This window comes from Fastidiosipila sp., from assembly GCA_012511175.1.
In the GTDB taxonomy this organism is placed as follows: domain Bacteria; phylum Bacillota; class Clostridia; order Saccharofermentanales; family DTU023; genus UBA4923.
The window spans coordinates 1-14790 of record JAAZGO010000028.1 but is presented as its reverse complement, the minus strand read 5'-3'; the positions used below and the strand labels follow the sequence as shown (position 1 = coordinate 14790).

Annotated in this window: 12 protein-coding genes; 9 read left to right on the top strand and 3 right to left on the bottom strand. The window is 51.9% G+C overall.

Annotation, left to right across the window (positions count from 1 at the left end):
* Nucleotides 1-47: 47 nt before the first annotated feature.
* The 4 genes from GX839_06220 to GX839_06205 are packed head-to-tail and all read left to right on the top strand — an operon-like array spanning nt 48 to nt 4777.
* On the top strand, nt 48-1031 hold the full coding sequence (locus GX839_06220) for an XdhC/CoxI family protein (GenBank protein ID NLB05052.1): 984 nt from the start codon (nt 48-50) through the stop codon (nt 1029-1031).
* Nucleotides 1032-1049: 18 nt separating this feature from the next.
* Nucleotides 1050-2843 carry an iron chelate uptake ABC transporter family permease subunit gene (locus GX839_06215; protein ID NLB05051.1) on the top strand — a complete coding sequence of 598 codons (1794 nt, stop codon included), beginning with the start codon at nt 1050-1052 and terminating at the stop codon, nt 2841-2843.
* A gap of 5 nt (nt 2844-2848) precedes the next feature.
* Nucleotides 2849-3649: an ABC transporter ATP-binding protein gene (locus GX839_06210; protein NLB05050.1), complete on the top strand. Its 801-nt coding sequence runs from the start codon at nt 2849-2851 to the stop codon at nt 3647-3649.
* A 9-nt stretch (nt 3650-3658) separates the two neighbouring features.
* Complete coding sequence (locus GX839_06205; protein ID NLB05049.1) at nt 3659-4777, top strand: ABC transporter substrate-binding protein; 1119 nt, start codon at nt 3659-3661, stop codon at nt 4775-4777.
* A gap of 28 nt (nt 4778-4805) precedes the next feature.
* On the opposite strand, the gene GX839_06200 is transcribed toward GX839_06205, so the two are convergent.
* Nucleotides 4806-5498, bottom strand: coding sequence for a response regulator transcription factor (locus tag GX839_06200; GenBank protein ID NLB05048.1), 693 nt, complete (start codon nt 5496-5498; stop codon nt 4806-4808).
* Complete coding sequence (locus GX839_06195; protein NLB05047.1) at nt 5488-6996, bottom strand: hypothetical protein; 1509 nt, start codon at nt 6994-6996, stop codon at nt 5488-5490. The genes GX839_06200 and GX839_06195 overlap by 11 nt, the downstream gene beginning before the upstream one ends.
* Before the next feature lie 223 nt (nt 6997-7219).
* On the opposite strand from GX839_06195, the gene GX839_06190 reads away from it, so the two are divergent.
* The 5 genes from GX839_06190 to GX839_06170 all read left to right on the top strand — a co-directional run bounded on the left by GX839_06190 (nt 7220) and on the right by GX839_06170 (nt 14369).
* Nucleotides 7220-9136, top strand: a complete 1917-nt coding sequence (locus tag GX839_06190) for a peptide ABC transporter substrate-binding protein (protein NLB05046.1) — start codon at nt 7220-7222, stop codon at nt 9134-9136.
* 83 nt (nt 9137-9219) lie between these two features.
* Nucleotides 9220-10161 carry an ABC transporter permease gene (locus tag GX839_06185; GenBank protein ID NLB05045.1) on the top strand — a complete coding sequence of 314 codons (942 nt, stop codon included), beginning with the start codon at nt 9220-9222 and terminating at the stop codon, nt 10159-10161.
* Between the two features lie 3 nt (nt 10162-10164).
* Nucleotides 10165-11115, top strand: a complete 951-nt coding sequence (locus GX839_06180) for an ABC transporter permease (protein NLB05044.1) — start codon at nt 10165-10167, stop codon at nt 11113-11115.
* 15 nt (nt 11116-11130) lie between these two features.
* On the top strand, nt 11131-13131 hold the full coding sequence (locus tag GX839_06175) for an ABC transporter ATP-binding protein (protein NLB05043.1): 2001 nt from the start codon (nt 11131-11133) through the stop codon (nt 13129-13131).
* A gap of 500 nt (nt 13132-13631) precedes the next feature.
* Nucleotides 13632-14369, top strand: coding sequence for a gamma-glutamyl-gamma-aminobutyrate hydrolase family protein (locus tag GX839_06170; protein NLB05042.1), 738 nt, complete (start codon nt 13632-13634; stop codon nt 14367-14369).
* On the opposite strand, the gene GX839_06165 is transcribed toward GX839_06170, so the two are convergent.
* Nucleotides 14357-14599: a hypothetical protein gene (locus GX839_06165; GenBank protein ID NLB05041.1), complete on the bottom strand. Its 243-nt coding sequence runs from the start codon at nt 14597-14599 to the stop codon at nt 14357-14359. The genes GX839_06170 and GX839_06165 overlap by 13 nt on opposite strands.
* Nucleotides 14600-14790: the final 191 nt, after the last annotated feature.

Below are 14790 nucleotides of genomic sequence, written 5' to 3'. Positions count from 1 at the left end.
CCGTAACGGCAAGCTCGGGAGCAACCCCGCGCGGGGAGGGCGCCCGCATGCTTGTGGGCCCGACAGGCCGCCTTGCGGGCACTGTGGGCGGCGGCGCTGTTGAACTTCACTCCCTGTCCATTGCACAGGAAGCCATCCGTGACCGGCGTTCCGATATCCATCACTTCTTTTTGACCAAGAATCAGATTGAGGACATTGGCATGATCTGCGGCGGCAATGCGACCGTCCACTATCTCTTCCTTAAGGGCAGCGATCAGGAGCTTCTGCGCATCGTAAAGGCCGCCCGTCAAGCCATCAAAAGGCGCCAGCCAAGTTGGCTGCTGACCGATATCAGCGAAAAGGGCCCGTTGGGGCTGGCCCTTTTCACAGCGCCGGAGGGCGCCAATCCGGCTGACCCCGACTTTTCCATGAAGGGTTGTCAGTTTACGGGTTTTCCCGAAGAGGACGCCTGTACCAGGGCTTTACTGGCCGAACCCCATCTGCTCTGCCAGCGGGGGCGAACCTTTGAGCTTTGCGGTCACCGGTTTTACGTCGAAGAACTGGTGGTGCCCGGTGTCGTCTACATTTTCGGAGGCGGTCACGTCGGCCAGGCCCTGGCGCCTGTTCTGTCCAAGGTGCACTTTGCGGTCGTTGTCCTCGATGATCGTGAGGAGTTCACCGATCCCGCCCTTTTTCCGGGCGCTTATGATGTCAGACTCTGCGATTTGAAGGATATCGGCCAATCAGTCACCATCGGCCCGGAAGACTATGTCTGCATCATGACCCGCGGCCACAGCAATGATCTGGACGTCGAGGACCAGGTCCTTGCAACGCCGGCGCGCTACATCGGGGTCATCGGCAGCCGTCACAAAACACAGACGATCGACAGGCTACTCATGGAACGCGGACATACCAAAGAAGCGCTTGAACGTGCGGTCACGCCCATCGGCCTTGACATTGGCGGCGAGACACCGGAGGAGATCGCCATCAGCATCGCGGCCCAGATGATTGCCGTGCGGGCCGGAAAACTGGAAGCCAGAAGAAAGCTTTGAGCAGGCAGGACAGCATCCATGGACAGACTGGCTGAGAGGGTTTCCTTCGCCTATCCCGCAGATGAGAAAGCGCTTCTCGCTTTCATACGTTCTCAAATTGATCTGTTAGAAGGAAGCGGGCGTCACATCCTGCTTACGGGCGCCATCGGCTCCGGCAAGTCGACCCTTGTTCAGCACCTGATTGACGACATGCAGGCGGTGCCGGCAGGCTATATGACGATCCGGCATATCGACGCCGATGAAACAAAACAGGGATTTGCCCATGTTGCTGCCGCCAACCAGCGGGGAACAGGTTTTTTGACCGTCAGACACCATGACCGGACTTCCTTTCCCCAAGATGACTGCTTCCTCATAGCCGATGAAAAAGGGCGCCGTTTTGATCTCGACCGCTTTCATGACACTGCCTGCAGGCTCCTGGATCGGCCGGGCACGCTGCTGATCCTCGATGAGCTCGGCGGCGATGAGCTTCTGATTGACAACTTTTATCAGCGGGTCCTCTCCTTGTTGGATGACCGCTCGCGGCCGGTGGTTCTTGTTTGGAAGCATGAGAGTTCATTTGAACGATCAGCCGGCCGCTCCACCCTGACGGAAGAAGAAAAAGGGTGCATCCGCGAGCGGAGACAGATAATCGCATCGCATCCCTCACTGGTTCAAATTGAGCTGGTCAACGGCAGCCAGACCATGGCCCACCAAAAACGTACCAGCTGGGGCAGTGCACTGGCAAAGGACAAAACAGCCATTCCCCAGGCAGCGACTCCGCAGGATGTGCCGGTTGGAGAAGAGGAGAAACCTGGATCCCGGAAGCGCATGACCTGGCGTTTCGCCATCATGGCCGCGGCGCTGACCGGCATCGTCATTCTCTCCTTTGCGGTCGGCTGGTATGGCATCAGCCCCGCCACCATCGTCCGCTTCTTCTGGAGCCGGATTTTCGGGACGGGAGCGGTCTTTCCGGCCGAAGTCCATACGGTTCTGCTTAATGTCCGCCTGCCCCGCATCGCGCTCGGCCTTCTGGTCGGTTCAGGCCTGTCGGTGGCGGGCCACACCTTTCAGGGGGTATTCCGGAATCCCATGGCTTCGCCGGATGTTCTGGGTGCCTCTTCTGGCGCGGGATTCGGCGCGGCCCTCGCCATTTTGTGGGGCTTGCCCGCCTCCGCCATCACCTCGCTCTCTTTTTTGTTTGGTCTGGTGTCCATCCTCCTGGTTCTGATACTGACCTCCTTTGTCAGGGCCCAGCGTATTCTGGCTCTCATCCTGACGGGCATGGTGGTCAGCTCACTTTTCTCGGCAGGCCTGTCGCTGGTCAAGCTGGTAGCGGATCCGACAGACCAGTTGCCCGCCATCACTTACTGGCTTATGGGCTCACTGAATTCATCGCAGATGAAACAGCTGTTTTTTGCCGCTCCCCTCATCTTGGGCGGCATGATACTCATCATGCTCTTGCGCTGGCAGCTCAACGTTTTGACCATGGGTGAAGAAGCGGCGGCTTCCATGGGTGTCCGCATACGTCTGATCCGGTTTGTTCTCGTCATGGCTTCAACCCTGATCACGGCGACCTGTGTCTCAGTCAGCGGGGTGATTGGCTGGATTGGCCTGGTCATCCCCCACATGGCCCGAATGATTACCGGGGCGGACAATCGGTTTTCGCTCCCCGCTTCGGCCTTGATCGGGGCAGGTTTCATGATTTTTGTCGATGATATCGCCCGCCGGGCAACAAGTAGCGGGATTCCCCTCGGAATTCTGACCGCTTTTGTCGGCGCGCCCTTCTTCATCTATCTGATTCTTCGCCAGGGCCGCAGGGAGTTGGCTGCATGACTACCATGACCCGGGGCCTCGAAGTCAGTGACCTCTCCTTCCGCTACCGGCTTGACCCGGTTCTGAAGGATCTTTCTTTCCAATCACCGGGAGGCCGGGCCGTGGGGGTCCTGGGGGCCAATGGGGCGGGCAAGTCGACCCTGTTCAAATTGATTCTCGGCATCCTGCCCTTGCAGCAGGGCCGGATCATGGTGAACGGGAGCAGCCTGCCGGAATTGTCCATCCGCAAACGTGCCAGGGAAATGGCTTACATTCCACAGACGCAGCCGGGAGACTTTCAATTCTCCGTATCCGAGCTTGTGCTCATGGGGACAACCGCCTCTTTCGGTGTCTTTTCCCAGCCGGGGAGAAAGGAGAAACAGCGCGCAGCTCAAGCCTTGCGTCTGTTGAAAATTGAAAAATTCGCGGACAGGCGTTTCGACCAGTTGTCCGGAGGTGAACAGCAGCTGGCACTCATCGCCCGCGCTGTTGCCCAGGATGCCCCCCTCTTAATCATGGATGAACCGTGCGCCAGCCTCGACTACGGCAACCAGATACGTGTGCTGGAGCAGATCAGGGAGCTTGCCGACCGCGGTTACCTGGTTTTGTTTTCAACCCATAACCCACAGCACGTTTTTCTTTACGCTGATGACGTGCTTCTGATCAGCGGGCAAACGGCCTATGCCTATGGCCCGCCCCATCACGTCTTGTCAGAGTCCTTGCTCTCTCATGTATACGGGATACCCATCCGCCTGGAAGAGAGCGCACAGACTGGCGATGTGACGGTCTTGCCCGATTTTGTCAGGATAAGGAAACCAAATTCTTAGGAGGAAAAAATGATAAAAGGAAAAAAAAGATGGCTGCCGCTTATTCTCGCGGTGATGATCCTGGCTCTGCTTCTGCCAGCCGCCTGTGCTCCCGCCACTCCGCCGGAGGAAACGGATCCGCCGCAAACGGCACCGTTCCCGACTCAGGAGGAAAAACGGAATGTTTTCCTTGATTCGGCCGGCCGCGAAATTGAACTTCCAACCGAACTGACCCGTATTGCCCCGTCCGGGACGCTGGCCAATATTGTCCTTTATACAGCCTGCCCCGACCTTCTGTGCGGAATCTCGCTTCCCTTCACGGAAAGCCAGCAAAAACTGATCGATCCGAAATACAGCAGCCTGCCCGTAATGGGCAAGTTTTATGGCAAGGGGCCGGACTTCAACCTTGAAACCGTCCTGGCGGCGGAGACACAGGTGATTGTGGACATTGGCGAAACAAAAGGTACGACCCGGGACGATTTGGACCAGTTGATGGATCAGATCAAGATCCCCACAGTCTTCATCGAAGCCATGTTCACGGGCATGCCGCAGGCTTACCGCGACATTGGCCGCCTGATCGGCGACACCTCGCGCACTGATCCCCTGGCCCTCTATTGTGAGGAGACGCTGGCCCTGTCTGATAAGGCCAAGGCCGAAATTCCGGAAGAAAAGCGCGTCAGTGTTTACTGGGCGTTGGGGGAGCTGGGCCTCAGCACCAATGCGGTGGGGTCTTTCCACAGTGAAGTGCTTGACTTCGTACCCGTGATTAATGTAGCTGATGTGGAAGCTTCAAACAAGGGCGGAGGCAGCGAGGTTTCCATGGAGCAGGTGATCGGGTGGAATCCCGATTACGTCCTGATCGACGGGGTAAAACTCCAGGAGGAAATGCTGGCCGATCCGGCCTGGATGTCCTTGCCGGCCATGAAGGAAGGCCGCATGATCGTCGTGCCGTCCCAACCTTACGGCTTTCTGGCCGACCCGCCCTCGGTCAACCGCTACCTGGGTTTGCGCTGGCTGGGTTCCATTTTTTACCCGCAAGTCTATTCCAATTCATTGCATGAGGAAGTCAGGGATTTCCTGGAGCTGTTCTACGGTATTTCTGCCGACGACAGTCAGATTGAAGCTATCCTGGCGGGCAGATTTGCTTAGGTTCCCCGGGGCAGTGATACCATGAAACTTACTGCTCGGCCATTCTGTAACCGACGCCAATTTCTGTCAGGATATAGCGGGTTGAGATATTGTTTTTTTCGATTTTCCGCCGGATATTGAACATATTGACGCGCAATATCCGGTTGTTGTCTGAAGGAGAATTAGGCCCCCAAATTTCTTTGATTATCGAATCGTAGGTCAAGACGACGCCAGGTTGTCTGGCGACAAGCTCAACGATTCGGTATTCAATTTGCGTGAGATGGATCAATTCACCGTCAACGGTGACCCGTCTTTTAACAAAATCGATATGGAAGCCGCCAACCGTGTATGAATCGTTTTGTGAGTGCTTTGTTTCCCTGTGTCGCAGGGCAACCCGGATCCGCGCCAGCAACTCGGGTGTGCTGAAAGGTTTGGTAATATAATCGTCGGCACCGAGATCCAGGGCCTCGACTTTATCCTTATCCATGTCCCTTGCCGAGATGACAATAACCGGAATATCAGACCAGTAACGCAACGATTTTAATATATCAATTCCGTCCAGATCGGGTAAGCCGAGGTCCAGCAGTACCAGGTCAGGAATGTGTGACGGGATTAAGGAATTGGCAATGGCACCGCTATGTGCGGTGATGACACGATAGCCGTTGGCCCTCAACACGGTCTCAATGACGCGGGCGATGTACTCTTCGTCTTCAATCAGCAATACGGTGTTCTTAATACTCATGTGTTTCCTCATTGGGAAGCGTGAACGAAAAGGTGGCACCGCCCGAGTCATTATTGCTCCCCTCAATGGTGCCGCCGTGTGCACTGACGATGCTCTTGCAGATTGAGAGGCCAAGTCCGAGTCCGTGCCCAAAATCGCCCCTTTTCCGTGTCGCTGGCTGAAAAAGATGATTCAGGTCTTCTGGCAGCAACCCCTTCCCGTAATCACGTACTGCGAACGTGACTTGTCCTCCCTCCTGTCTGACGGAAATATCGATGCGTTTTTGTCCGCCGCTGTATTTGACTGCGTTTTCGATGAGGTTCATGAGCACCTGCACAATGAGGGTGGAATCAACGGACACCATGACAAATTCTTGAGGCAGGTCGGTATGAATCCTGACTTGCGGGAATCGCCTGAACGAACGGTTTAACGCCTCTGAAACAATTTCTTCGACCGGTTCGAGTGACTTCGTGAGTTTAGGCCCTTCCGTCCCAACACGAGTTGCGGATAGCAGATTTTCGACCATTCTTAGAAGCCAGGAAGCTTCTTCCTGGATATCCTCTGCCATGGATTTTTTTTCATCCTCATCAAGACGGGTTTCATCACAGGTCAAAGCGGAACAAGCCCCAATAATCCCTGTCAGTGGTGTGCGGAAGTCGTGCGATATCGCCCTCAAGAAATCGCTCCGGATGCGCTCAGCTTCTTTTTCCATATAAATTTTCTGCTGTTCATCCGCCAGCTTCTGGCGTTCCATGGCAACGGCCGCCCTCACCATAATCTGGTCAAGGATTCCAATTAGTTTGTCATTTTTCCGGGTTTTTGGATCAAACAAGATGCTCACCACGGCGATTACTTCGCCGTTGGCAAGCAGAGGTATATGGCGAAAAGAGGTATTGGGGCAGTGGTCCGTACCGTATCCGACTGGCGCTCCAAGTTTCCATGCGGTTTCCGCGGCTCCGAGTTCAGTTGGATAAAGGATCAACCCGGAGGGGTACTTGCATTTCATGGATAAGCCCAGGCTGTCCGGAGTGTAGAGTACCGAATGACAGCCGCTCACCTCGAAAACGCAGGAAAGCGTGAGCTGCTGGAGCTTTTCAAGTCCACGTTCGGTTAACAGCCGGTTGTTCACACTGGTTACAAGTTCCGTTGCACTTAGTTGTTGGAGCGAGTGTAAACTTTGCTCCTTCAGTTTTCGAAAGAGACCATAGGCATAATGTGTTGCGGCACAAGTAAGGCCTATGGTGAAAAGCAAGTTCAGAATGTTGCAGGCGGTGATTGGCATGCCAAGCAAGATCGACAGGATGGAGCATGTCAAAGACGTTAAGAAGGCGATCAGGAGACGGCATTCGAGTGCAGGCAGCCTGGACGTGTTGATGAAGACAATGAAGAACATGCCCAAAAAGCCGGTGGTATACGCGTGTGTCAGAAAATATGAAGCAGAAAACAAGGCGGCAGCTGCAGGGATTGTGATCAAAATCTGCTTGATACAGGCAGCATGTCTTTCTTTTCTTGTAGCCATCCGGTACACCTCATCAGCAACTCGGGTTCATCATATCATCCCGGCTGGCTATGGCGTACGAGTGAGTTGATCTGCAAGATAATGTATCATTTCTTCGTTAAAATACTGTTAAGAATGCCCAAAATCCATTGAGCGGAGCCTTCATCGATGCTAATTTATAAATGGAATAGGCTCTTTAGTCGTCTTCGCAAGTTTATCCACAAAGGAATAAGGGGGTATTGCAATGAAACGTACATTCACTGTATTGCTTGTACTGGCCGTGCTGTTGGGCTTATGTGCTGGCTGCCAGAAAAAGCCGACATTACCAGGTGTCAGCGATTTTGTTTACAAAGATACCTATCGGACATACTTTTCGTCCGATTACCCGTCACTCAACTATTATTCAACGGTATACGCAGGTGTTCGGGGGTTGATGGCCAACTGCATTGACGGTTTGATCGAGCCGGATCAATACGGCGTGTACAAGCCGTCTCTAGCCGAATCCTGGGAGGTGAACGACGACCGTACAGTGTGGACCTTCCATCTTCGTAAAGATATTAAATGGGTTAACAGCAAAGGAGAGGATACGGGATTCACCGTGACAGCTGATGATTTTGTTGATGCGATACGTTACATCGGCGATCCGCAGAATGATGCCTATGGAATGCGCGTCATCCGCTCCCTCATTTCTGGCTTGGCCGATTATTACTGGGATCTTGATGATATCGACGATCCTGATGAAGAAACAGATCTTGTGCGAAGTGAAGTCGTTGCAGCCTTTGATGAAAGGGTGGGCGTCAAGGCTTTGGATGAACTTACGGTTCAGTACACACTTAATACCGGTGCGCCCTATTTCATGTCCCTGATCGAAAGCAGCATGCTCTTGCTTCCGGTTGAATATTCCTATGCAATTGACCTGGGAGAGGATTTCGGGATTGACCATGAACACCTGTTATTCTGTGGCGCTTATTACATATCAGAATACGAGCGTGATAAAAAAATCACCTTGACCAAGAATCCGCATTACTGGGACGCCGAAAGCGTGACCATCAAGACGATTGAGTATCAGAAAATGCCTGATGGAACAACGGCTCTGGAGATGTTCAAGCGCAATGAAATTGATGAGTGCGTTGTGGAATCAGAGGAGTATGCTTCGTTGCAGGGCACGGAATGGGCAGAGTCACTGGCACCGACAGAACACAGCAGCAGCACCAATTATCTTTGGCTGGATTTTGAATCGGCCAACCCAGAATTCAAGACCTTCATCCATAATGAGAATTTCCGCCGCGCCCTGCAACATGCAATTGATCGCGAATCGATTGCCTATCTGCGGGACTCAGTTACGCCCAAAAGACTGGTGAGAAATACCATATGCGCGGAAGAAATCATCTACGATGACAAAGGGAAAGACTACACCGATTATGAACCCCTGGCAGCCATCAAGGCAACAGATTACTTCAACAAAAGCCTGGCAAGGGAATACATGGAAAAAGCGGTGGCGGAGCTGTGTGATTCGGAAGGGAATATCCTCGGGGTTGAAGCGACGACAGTTGATATGCTTCCGGTCGCCTCCTACAAAGTTGACGGCAAACTTCCGGTGACGGTACTTTACGTAGGCACTGATGATGAAGATGAAATCATCATGGCACAACTACTGGAGAAAATGATCGAGGAAGCGATTGGTTCTGATTACATTGATATCCAACTGGCCTTTGCGACCAGCAGCTTCTACAGCACGGTCGCGGATCCGCTCAATTATGATGTCTACTATGATTCCCTGAGCGTGACCTATTCGGATCCCTCCTGTATTCTTGCCAGAATGACAACCGACGGCGCTGAGAATGTCGGCCTTTACGAGGTTCCTTCTTTTGATGAGCTGATTGAAAAGGCGCTCGATACCTCCGACTTGAGCGAACGTTACGGGTACTTTGCCGAAGCAGAAGCTTTCCTGATCCAGGGCGCCTATGTCATTCCCATGATTTCAAGCCTTAGAGGCTATTATATGACCCGCAGCATACCCTACACAGAACCCTTGACCCTGTTTGGAAATACACGATATAAAGGGATGCAAGTGATTGACCAAGTGCTGCCAGCAAAAACGATTGCAGAAATCAAGGCCGACTACGAAGTGAAGAAGGCTGCTGCGTTGGCGGGGGAATAAGCCGATTTCCAGACACCCTGTTGAGAAAGAATTGCCCGGACCGTTACGGGCAATTCTTTCATATCGTGGAAGGTGCTGATTTTATGACGAAGTATATCTTTAAAAGGATTTTGCGTTCAGTCGTAACCATAATAATCGTCTTTGTTGTTGTCTTCATGCTGCTTCGCTTCATGCCCATGAATGGCTACTTTACGACAGAGATGTTGAAAGAGTCCGATCCTGCGACAAGAATGACCTATTTGCGCAATCAGGGCCTTCTCGACCCTTCCTATGTTCAGTTGTGGCGATTTGTTAAGAAGCTGTTCCAAGGCGATCTGGGCCGGAGTCTAACCATCTACCCGAAAGTACCGATTAAGACAATCCTTGCAGAGAAAATACCCGTGACGGCTGCCTTCGGATTCGCCAGCCTGGTTTTGGGCATGGTGCTTGGACTGCTGCTTGGCATGTGGATGGTAAAGCATAAGGATAGGTTAGGGGAGGGCATCGGGACAACCTATGTGCTGGTTGTCAGAGCCATCCCCAGCCTGATCTATTTATTCTTCATTCAGGTTTGGGTATCACGTTTCTTGAATCTTCCGCTGGTGTATTATCGCGATCGGCCCGCCTCCTGGATCTTGCCAACAATATGCCTGTCACTTGGCAGTATCGCCTGGTACGCCATTTGGCTAAGAAGGTTCATGGTCGATGAGGAAAATAAGGACTATGTCAAATTTGCGCAGGTTAAAGGATTAAGTGAAAAAGAAATTTTGAGGAAACATATTTTCCGAAATGCAATCATACCGATTGTCATTTATCTTCCGTCCGACATCCTCTTCATCATTTCAGGATCACTTGTGATCGAAAGTCTTTACGCCATTCCAGGCACGGGGGGATTGTTGACCAAGGCAATCCAAAGACAAGACAACAATCTGGTACAGATTATTGTTCTGATGTACGCGGTACTTTCCGTTCTTGGGGCATTTTTGGGCGACTTGCTGGTCGCTTTCATTGATCCCAGAATAAAACTGACAGACGACGAGGTGTAGGCGATGAGTGCGGAAGAGTCAGGCAAGTCAGCGGAGCTTCGATTCACCCGGGATATGTTCCGGGCGGCCGTATTTGATGATATTGGCAGTGAGGACATTGGTTACACCAATTACTCCTATTGGCGAAGCACCATCCGCACATTCTTCAAAAGTATGGTGGTCCGGGTCATGGTCGTCATCGTAATCGCAATCATCCTAATGAGTTTCATCTATCCCATCTTGTCCAAAACGGACCCCAGGGCACTGACAACCAACACTGCGGAGTGGAATCTTCGCCCCTCAGCTGATCACTGGTTCGGCACAGATACAATCGGGCGCGATATATGGGCGAGGGCGTGGTATGGGACGCGCAATTCATTCCTGCTGGCCTTCGTTATTGCCTGCTCGGACATCGGCTTGGGTGCGATCATGGGTGCCTTATGGGGATACAGCAAAAAGGCGGATGTCGTCATGGTGGAGGTCTACAACGTGATTACCAATGTTCCTTCTACCGTCTATCTGGTTTTGCTGGCCTATATCATGGGCACCAGTTATCTAACGCTTTTTATTTCGATGGCGTCCCGCGGCTGGATTGTGGAAGCGCGTTTTTTCAGGAATCGAATCCTTTCCATACGGGACAATGAGTACAATATCGCGTCCAAATGTCTTGGCACACCGGTACGAAGAATTGCGACGAAAAACATCATTCCACACATTATCAGCCTGATCATCATGGAAACGGCCTTGTGTGTTCCCTACTCGATCAGTTCAGAAGTGTTTTTGAGTTTTATCGGAGTTGGAATGCCGGTAGACGCGATTACTTTGGGGAATATCGTCAACCATGGGAGAAGCTCATTTACCATGCACCCTTACCAGATGCTTCTTCCCACAATCATTCTGTGTATGGTCACGATCTCGTTTTATATAATCGGCAACAAATTTGCCGATGCATCGGATCCCAAGAACCACATTTAGAAGGAAGCCGCCCTTATGGAGAATAAGATCATCTTTTCTGCCAGAAATGTCGAAATCGACTTCAATTTGAGAGGCAAGCACCTAAAAGCAATCCGTAAGGCATCCTTGGATTTGTTTGAAGGCGAGACTTTTGCAATCGTCGGCGAATCGGGGTCTGGGAAGACCGTGTTTACAAAATCCTTCATCGGGATGACTGATAAAAATGGCAGGGTTACCGGAGGTGAGCTGCTTTTTCATGGAGAGGACCTGGCGGAGTATGAAACGGAGGCACAGTGGCTAAAAGTGCGCGGGAAGAAAATCGCAATGATCTTTCAGGATCCGATGACATCGCTCAACCCGGTGCGAACGATCGGTGAACAAATTTCTGAAGTTTTCACATGGCACCTTGACGCAACCCATGAAGAGGCAAAGGCAAAATCGATCGATCTGCTCAAGCGTGTCGGTATCAACGATGCCGAGCTCCGTTACGGACAATACCCTCAGCAGTTCTCGGGCGGTATGCGCCAGCGTGTCGTGATCGCGATCGCGATTGCCTGCAGACCTGAGATTCTCATTTGTGATGAACCGACGACAGCGCTTGATGTCACCGTGCAGGCTCAAATCCTCGAACTCATCAAGTCATTACAAAAAGAACTCAAGATGACTGTCGTTTACATCACCCATGATCTGGGCGTTGTTGCCAAAATTGCAGATCGGATAGGTGTGATGTACGCTGGCCAAATCATTGAGTTCGGTAACTGCCATGATATTTTCAAGAACCCTTTTCATCCCTATACGAAGGCTCTGCTCAAATCCTTGCCGCAGCTGGGAACGAAAGGAAGGGATCTGTATTCCATCAGGGGCACGCCCCCCAGTCTCTACAAAGAAATCGAAGGGGACGCTTTTGCTCCGCGCAATCCGCAGGCTATGCTAATTGATTTCAAAGCGGAACCCCCTCTCTACAAACTGTCGGAAACCCATTATGCCAAGTCCTGGCTGATGCACCCCATGGCGCAAGACTACCTGAAACAAATCACAGCCAGTGAGTCGCTTGCCACGCACCACAAGGAACCGACCCAAAGTCCAGGAGCAACAGACAGTGCAAGCGGCGATATACTTGTGTCGGTGAAGAACTTGACAGTCAAATTTAAGCTGAACAACAAGGAATTTCGTGCGGTGGATAATGTGAGTTTTGATATTTATAAGGGTGAGACCCTGTCACTGGTAGGCGAGTCAGGTTCGGGCAAAACAACCATTGGCCGTGCCCTGATGAAAATCTATCAGAACGTGGAGGGAGAAATTCGGTACAAGGGCAGTCCAATTACAGGCAGGCTGGACAGGAGGCGCATGCGGAATCTGAGAATGGAAATGCAGATGATTTTCCAGGACCCGATGGCATCACTCAATGAACGGGCAAAAATTGATTACATCATTTCAGAGGGTCTTCACAACCATAAACTTTATTTGGATGAAGCAGACCGCCTTCGCAAAGTGGAGCAGATTATGGAGGAGGTTGGGCTAAACAAAGATTTCGTCAGCCGTTTCCCTCACGAGTTTTCCGGCGGTCAGCGTCAGCGGATTGGGATCGCCCGAAGCCTTGTCATGAATCCCGAGTTTATTGTAGCGGATGAACCGATCTCTGCGCTTGATGTTTCAATAAGGGCACAAGTGTTGAATCTGCTGAATAAGCTAAAGAAAGAGAGAAATCTGACCTATTTGTTTATTGCGCACGATCTAAGCGTTGTAAAGCTATTCTCAGACCGAATCGCGGTGATCTACGAGGGCAAACTTGTTGAACTGGCGTCTTGCGACGAGATATTCCGACATCCTTTACACCCCTACACAAAGTCCCTGCTCTCTGCAGTGCCCTACCCTGATCCAGATTTCGAAAAAGACAAGGAACTCCTTGTCTACAACCCTGCCATTCACAATTATCAAAAAGACAAGCCTGTATGGGAAGAGCTGGTGAACGGTCATTTCGTTTATGGCAATCAACATGAACTCGAGATTTATCGAAAGGAGCTGATGATCTCATGAAAGAGGGATATGCCAGAACGCCGACAGGGCTGGTATGCGGCAAGACTTTCAAGATGCTGTCATTCTGCCTGCTGTCTTCAGCGATTGTCGGCGGGCTTTACGGTGACCGGCTGCATTTCCATTACGGTCTCAGTTTTTCAGGTGCCCTATGTCTCATGTTGAGTTGGTTTGACTATCTCAGGCTAAGGGGGGTTCGCTTCCCTCAGATACGTGCCCGGGTATCGGCGGGAAAAGTATCCCCCGCATGCATGGGAATGGGAGGGAACAAGGTAAAAAAACCAGCCTTTCAAATGAACCCCAGCGCTTTGGGCGACGACCCGGGTTCCAAGTCCGGGGCTGGCGGAGATAACCCATCTCAAGTACAACTTGAACGAGCTGGTATGTGGAGTAAGTTATTCTGCGGTGTGTTGTTGACAGCCTTATCATGTTTAATCGGAACCTAGTTGCATTAAAATGAAAGAGGGGCCAGTCCTTATTTATATGAGAAGCGGAGTTGTGCCATGATCCGGATCGCCTTATCGTGCAGCTTAGACGGGGTCAGCGAGCAGACTCCGGATGAATCCGGCCAAAGCCGGGTGAATAATGCTTACATCGAGTCAATCTTGAGGGCAGGAGCTGCTCCCGTTCCGGTTCCTGTCACGCAGGAGGCGGATGGACTGGCAGCAATCATTGACTGTTGCTGCGGGTTGGTGCTGACAGGTGGTGATGATATCTCCCCCCTGCTTTATGGTGAAGAGCCGCTGCCGGAGGTGAGATCTGTATCTGCCAGGCGTGACAAGTACGAATTGCTTCTGTTCAACTTGGCGGTGGAGCGAAAAATTCCCGTGTTTGGCATATGCCGGGGGATACAGCTGATCAATGTCGCCCTCGGTGGTTCACTCCACCAGCATCTGGCTGCCATGTCCGACCTCACCATACGGCATGATCAAGAAGAGAGCCGGCATACTCCAACGCACCTCGTCATGGTTACAAGCGATTCCCTCATTCATGGGGTATTGGGCGATCAGGCAGAGGTCAACTCCTTTCACCACCAGGCCATCAAGGTTTTGGCCAAAGGCCTGAAGGTGACAGGGGTCAGTCCGGACGGCGTGATTGAGGCCGTGGAGTCAGCAGAGGGTTTTGCGCCAACCATCCTTGGCGTCCAATGGCATCCCGAGGGACTCTCCGAAACCCGGCCGGAGATGGCCGCCTTGTTCAAACTGTTTGTGAATCTATGTGAGACCGGTCACAGATCCTGATCAGTGGCATCTGCGTCCATTACGGGAGGAGGCGGGACAAAGGGCAGGGACCAGTCGAGTTCCTGATTGCAATAGACACATCGCTTGATGGAATGAACGGGAACGTAACTGATCAGTTTATGGCAGCGGGGGCAAAGGTAGGCGTCTGAAGTCGACTCGTGAACAGAATTTTTCCTGAGTGCTCCATACTTCATTCTGCGTCTGACAATGGTTGTTTTAATCAGATTCATGCCATAAAACTCCTTGTAAACATTGTAACACAAGGCGAAAGGACTCTCCCGCAGCCATTTGTGGGGGACCGAGTCAAGTTGTTGTAGGTCAGAAGAGAATTCAATGGACTCTCCCTAAGCCGCCATCGGTGATTGCTTTTTGCAAACGGTAGAGCGGAGTCCCCCGTTTGTTGGTCCATGGGGCCGTCGTA

Coding starts and splice junctions, on each gene's coding strand:
- GX839_06220 (NLB05052.1), top strand. CDS start 48: ATGCTTGTGGGCCCGACAGGCCGCCTTGCGGGCACTGTGGGCGGCGGC.
- GX839_06215 (NLB05051.1), top strand. CDS start 1,050: ATGGACAGACTGGCTGAGAGGGTTTCCTTCGCCTATCCCGCAGATGAG.
- GX839_06210 (NLB05050.1), top strand. CDS start 2,849: ATGACCCGGGGCCTCGAAGTCAGTGACCTCTCCTTCCGCTACCGGCTT.
- GX839_06205 (NLB05049.1), top strand. CDS start 3,659: ATGATAAAAGGAAAAAAAAGATGGCTGCCGCTTATTCTCGCGGTGATG.
- GX839_06200 (NLB05048.1), bottom strand. CDS start 5,498: ATGAGTATTAAGAACACCGTATTGCTGATTGAAGACGAAGAGTACATC.
- GX839_06195 (NLB05047.1), bottom strand. CDS start 6,996: ATGGCTACAAGAAAAGAAAGACATGCTGCCTGTATCAAGCAGATTTTG.
- GX839_06190 (NLB05046.1), top strand. CDS start 7,220: ATGAAACGTACATTCACTGTATTGCTTGTACTGGCCGTGCTGTTGGGC.
- GX839_06185 (NLB05045.1), top strand. CDS start 9,220: ATGACGAAGTATATCTTTAAAAGGATTTTGCGTTCAGTCGTAACCATA.
- GX839_06180 (NLB05044.1), top strand. CDS start 10,165: ATGAGTGCGGAAGAGTCAGGCAAGTCAGCGGAGCTTCGATTCACCCGG.
- GX839_06175 (NLB05043.1), top strand. CDS start 11,131: ATGGAGAATAAGATCATCTTTTCTGCCAGAAATGTCGAAATCGACTTC.
- GX839_06170 (NLB05042.1), top strand. CDS start 13,632: ATGATCCGGATCGCCTTATCGTGCAGCTTAGACGGGGTCAGCGAGCAG.
- GX839_06165 (NLB05041.1), bottom strand. CDS start 14,599: ATGAATCTGATTAAAACAACCATTGTCAGACGCAGAATGAAGTATGGA.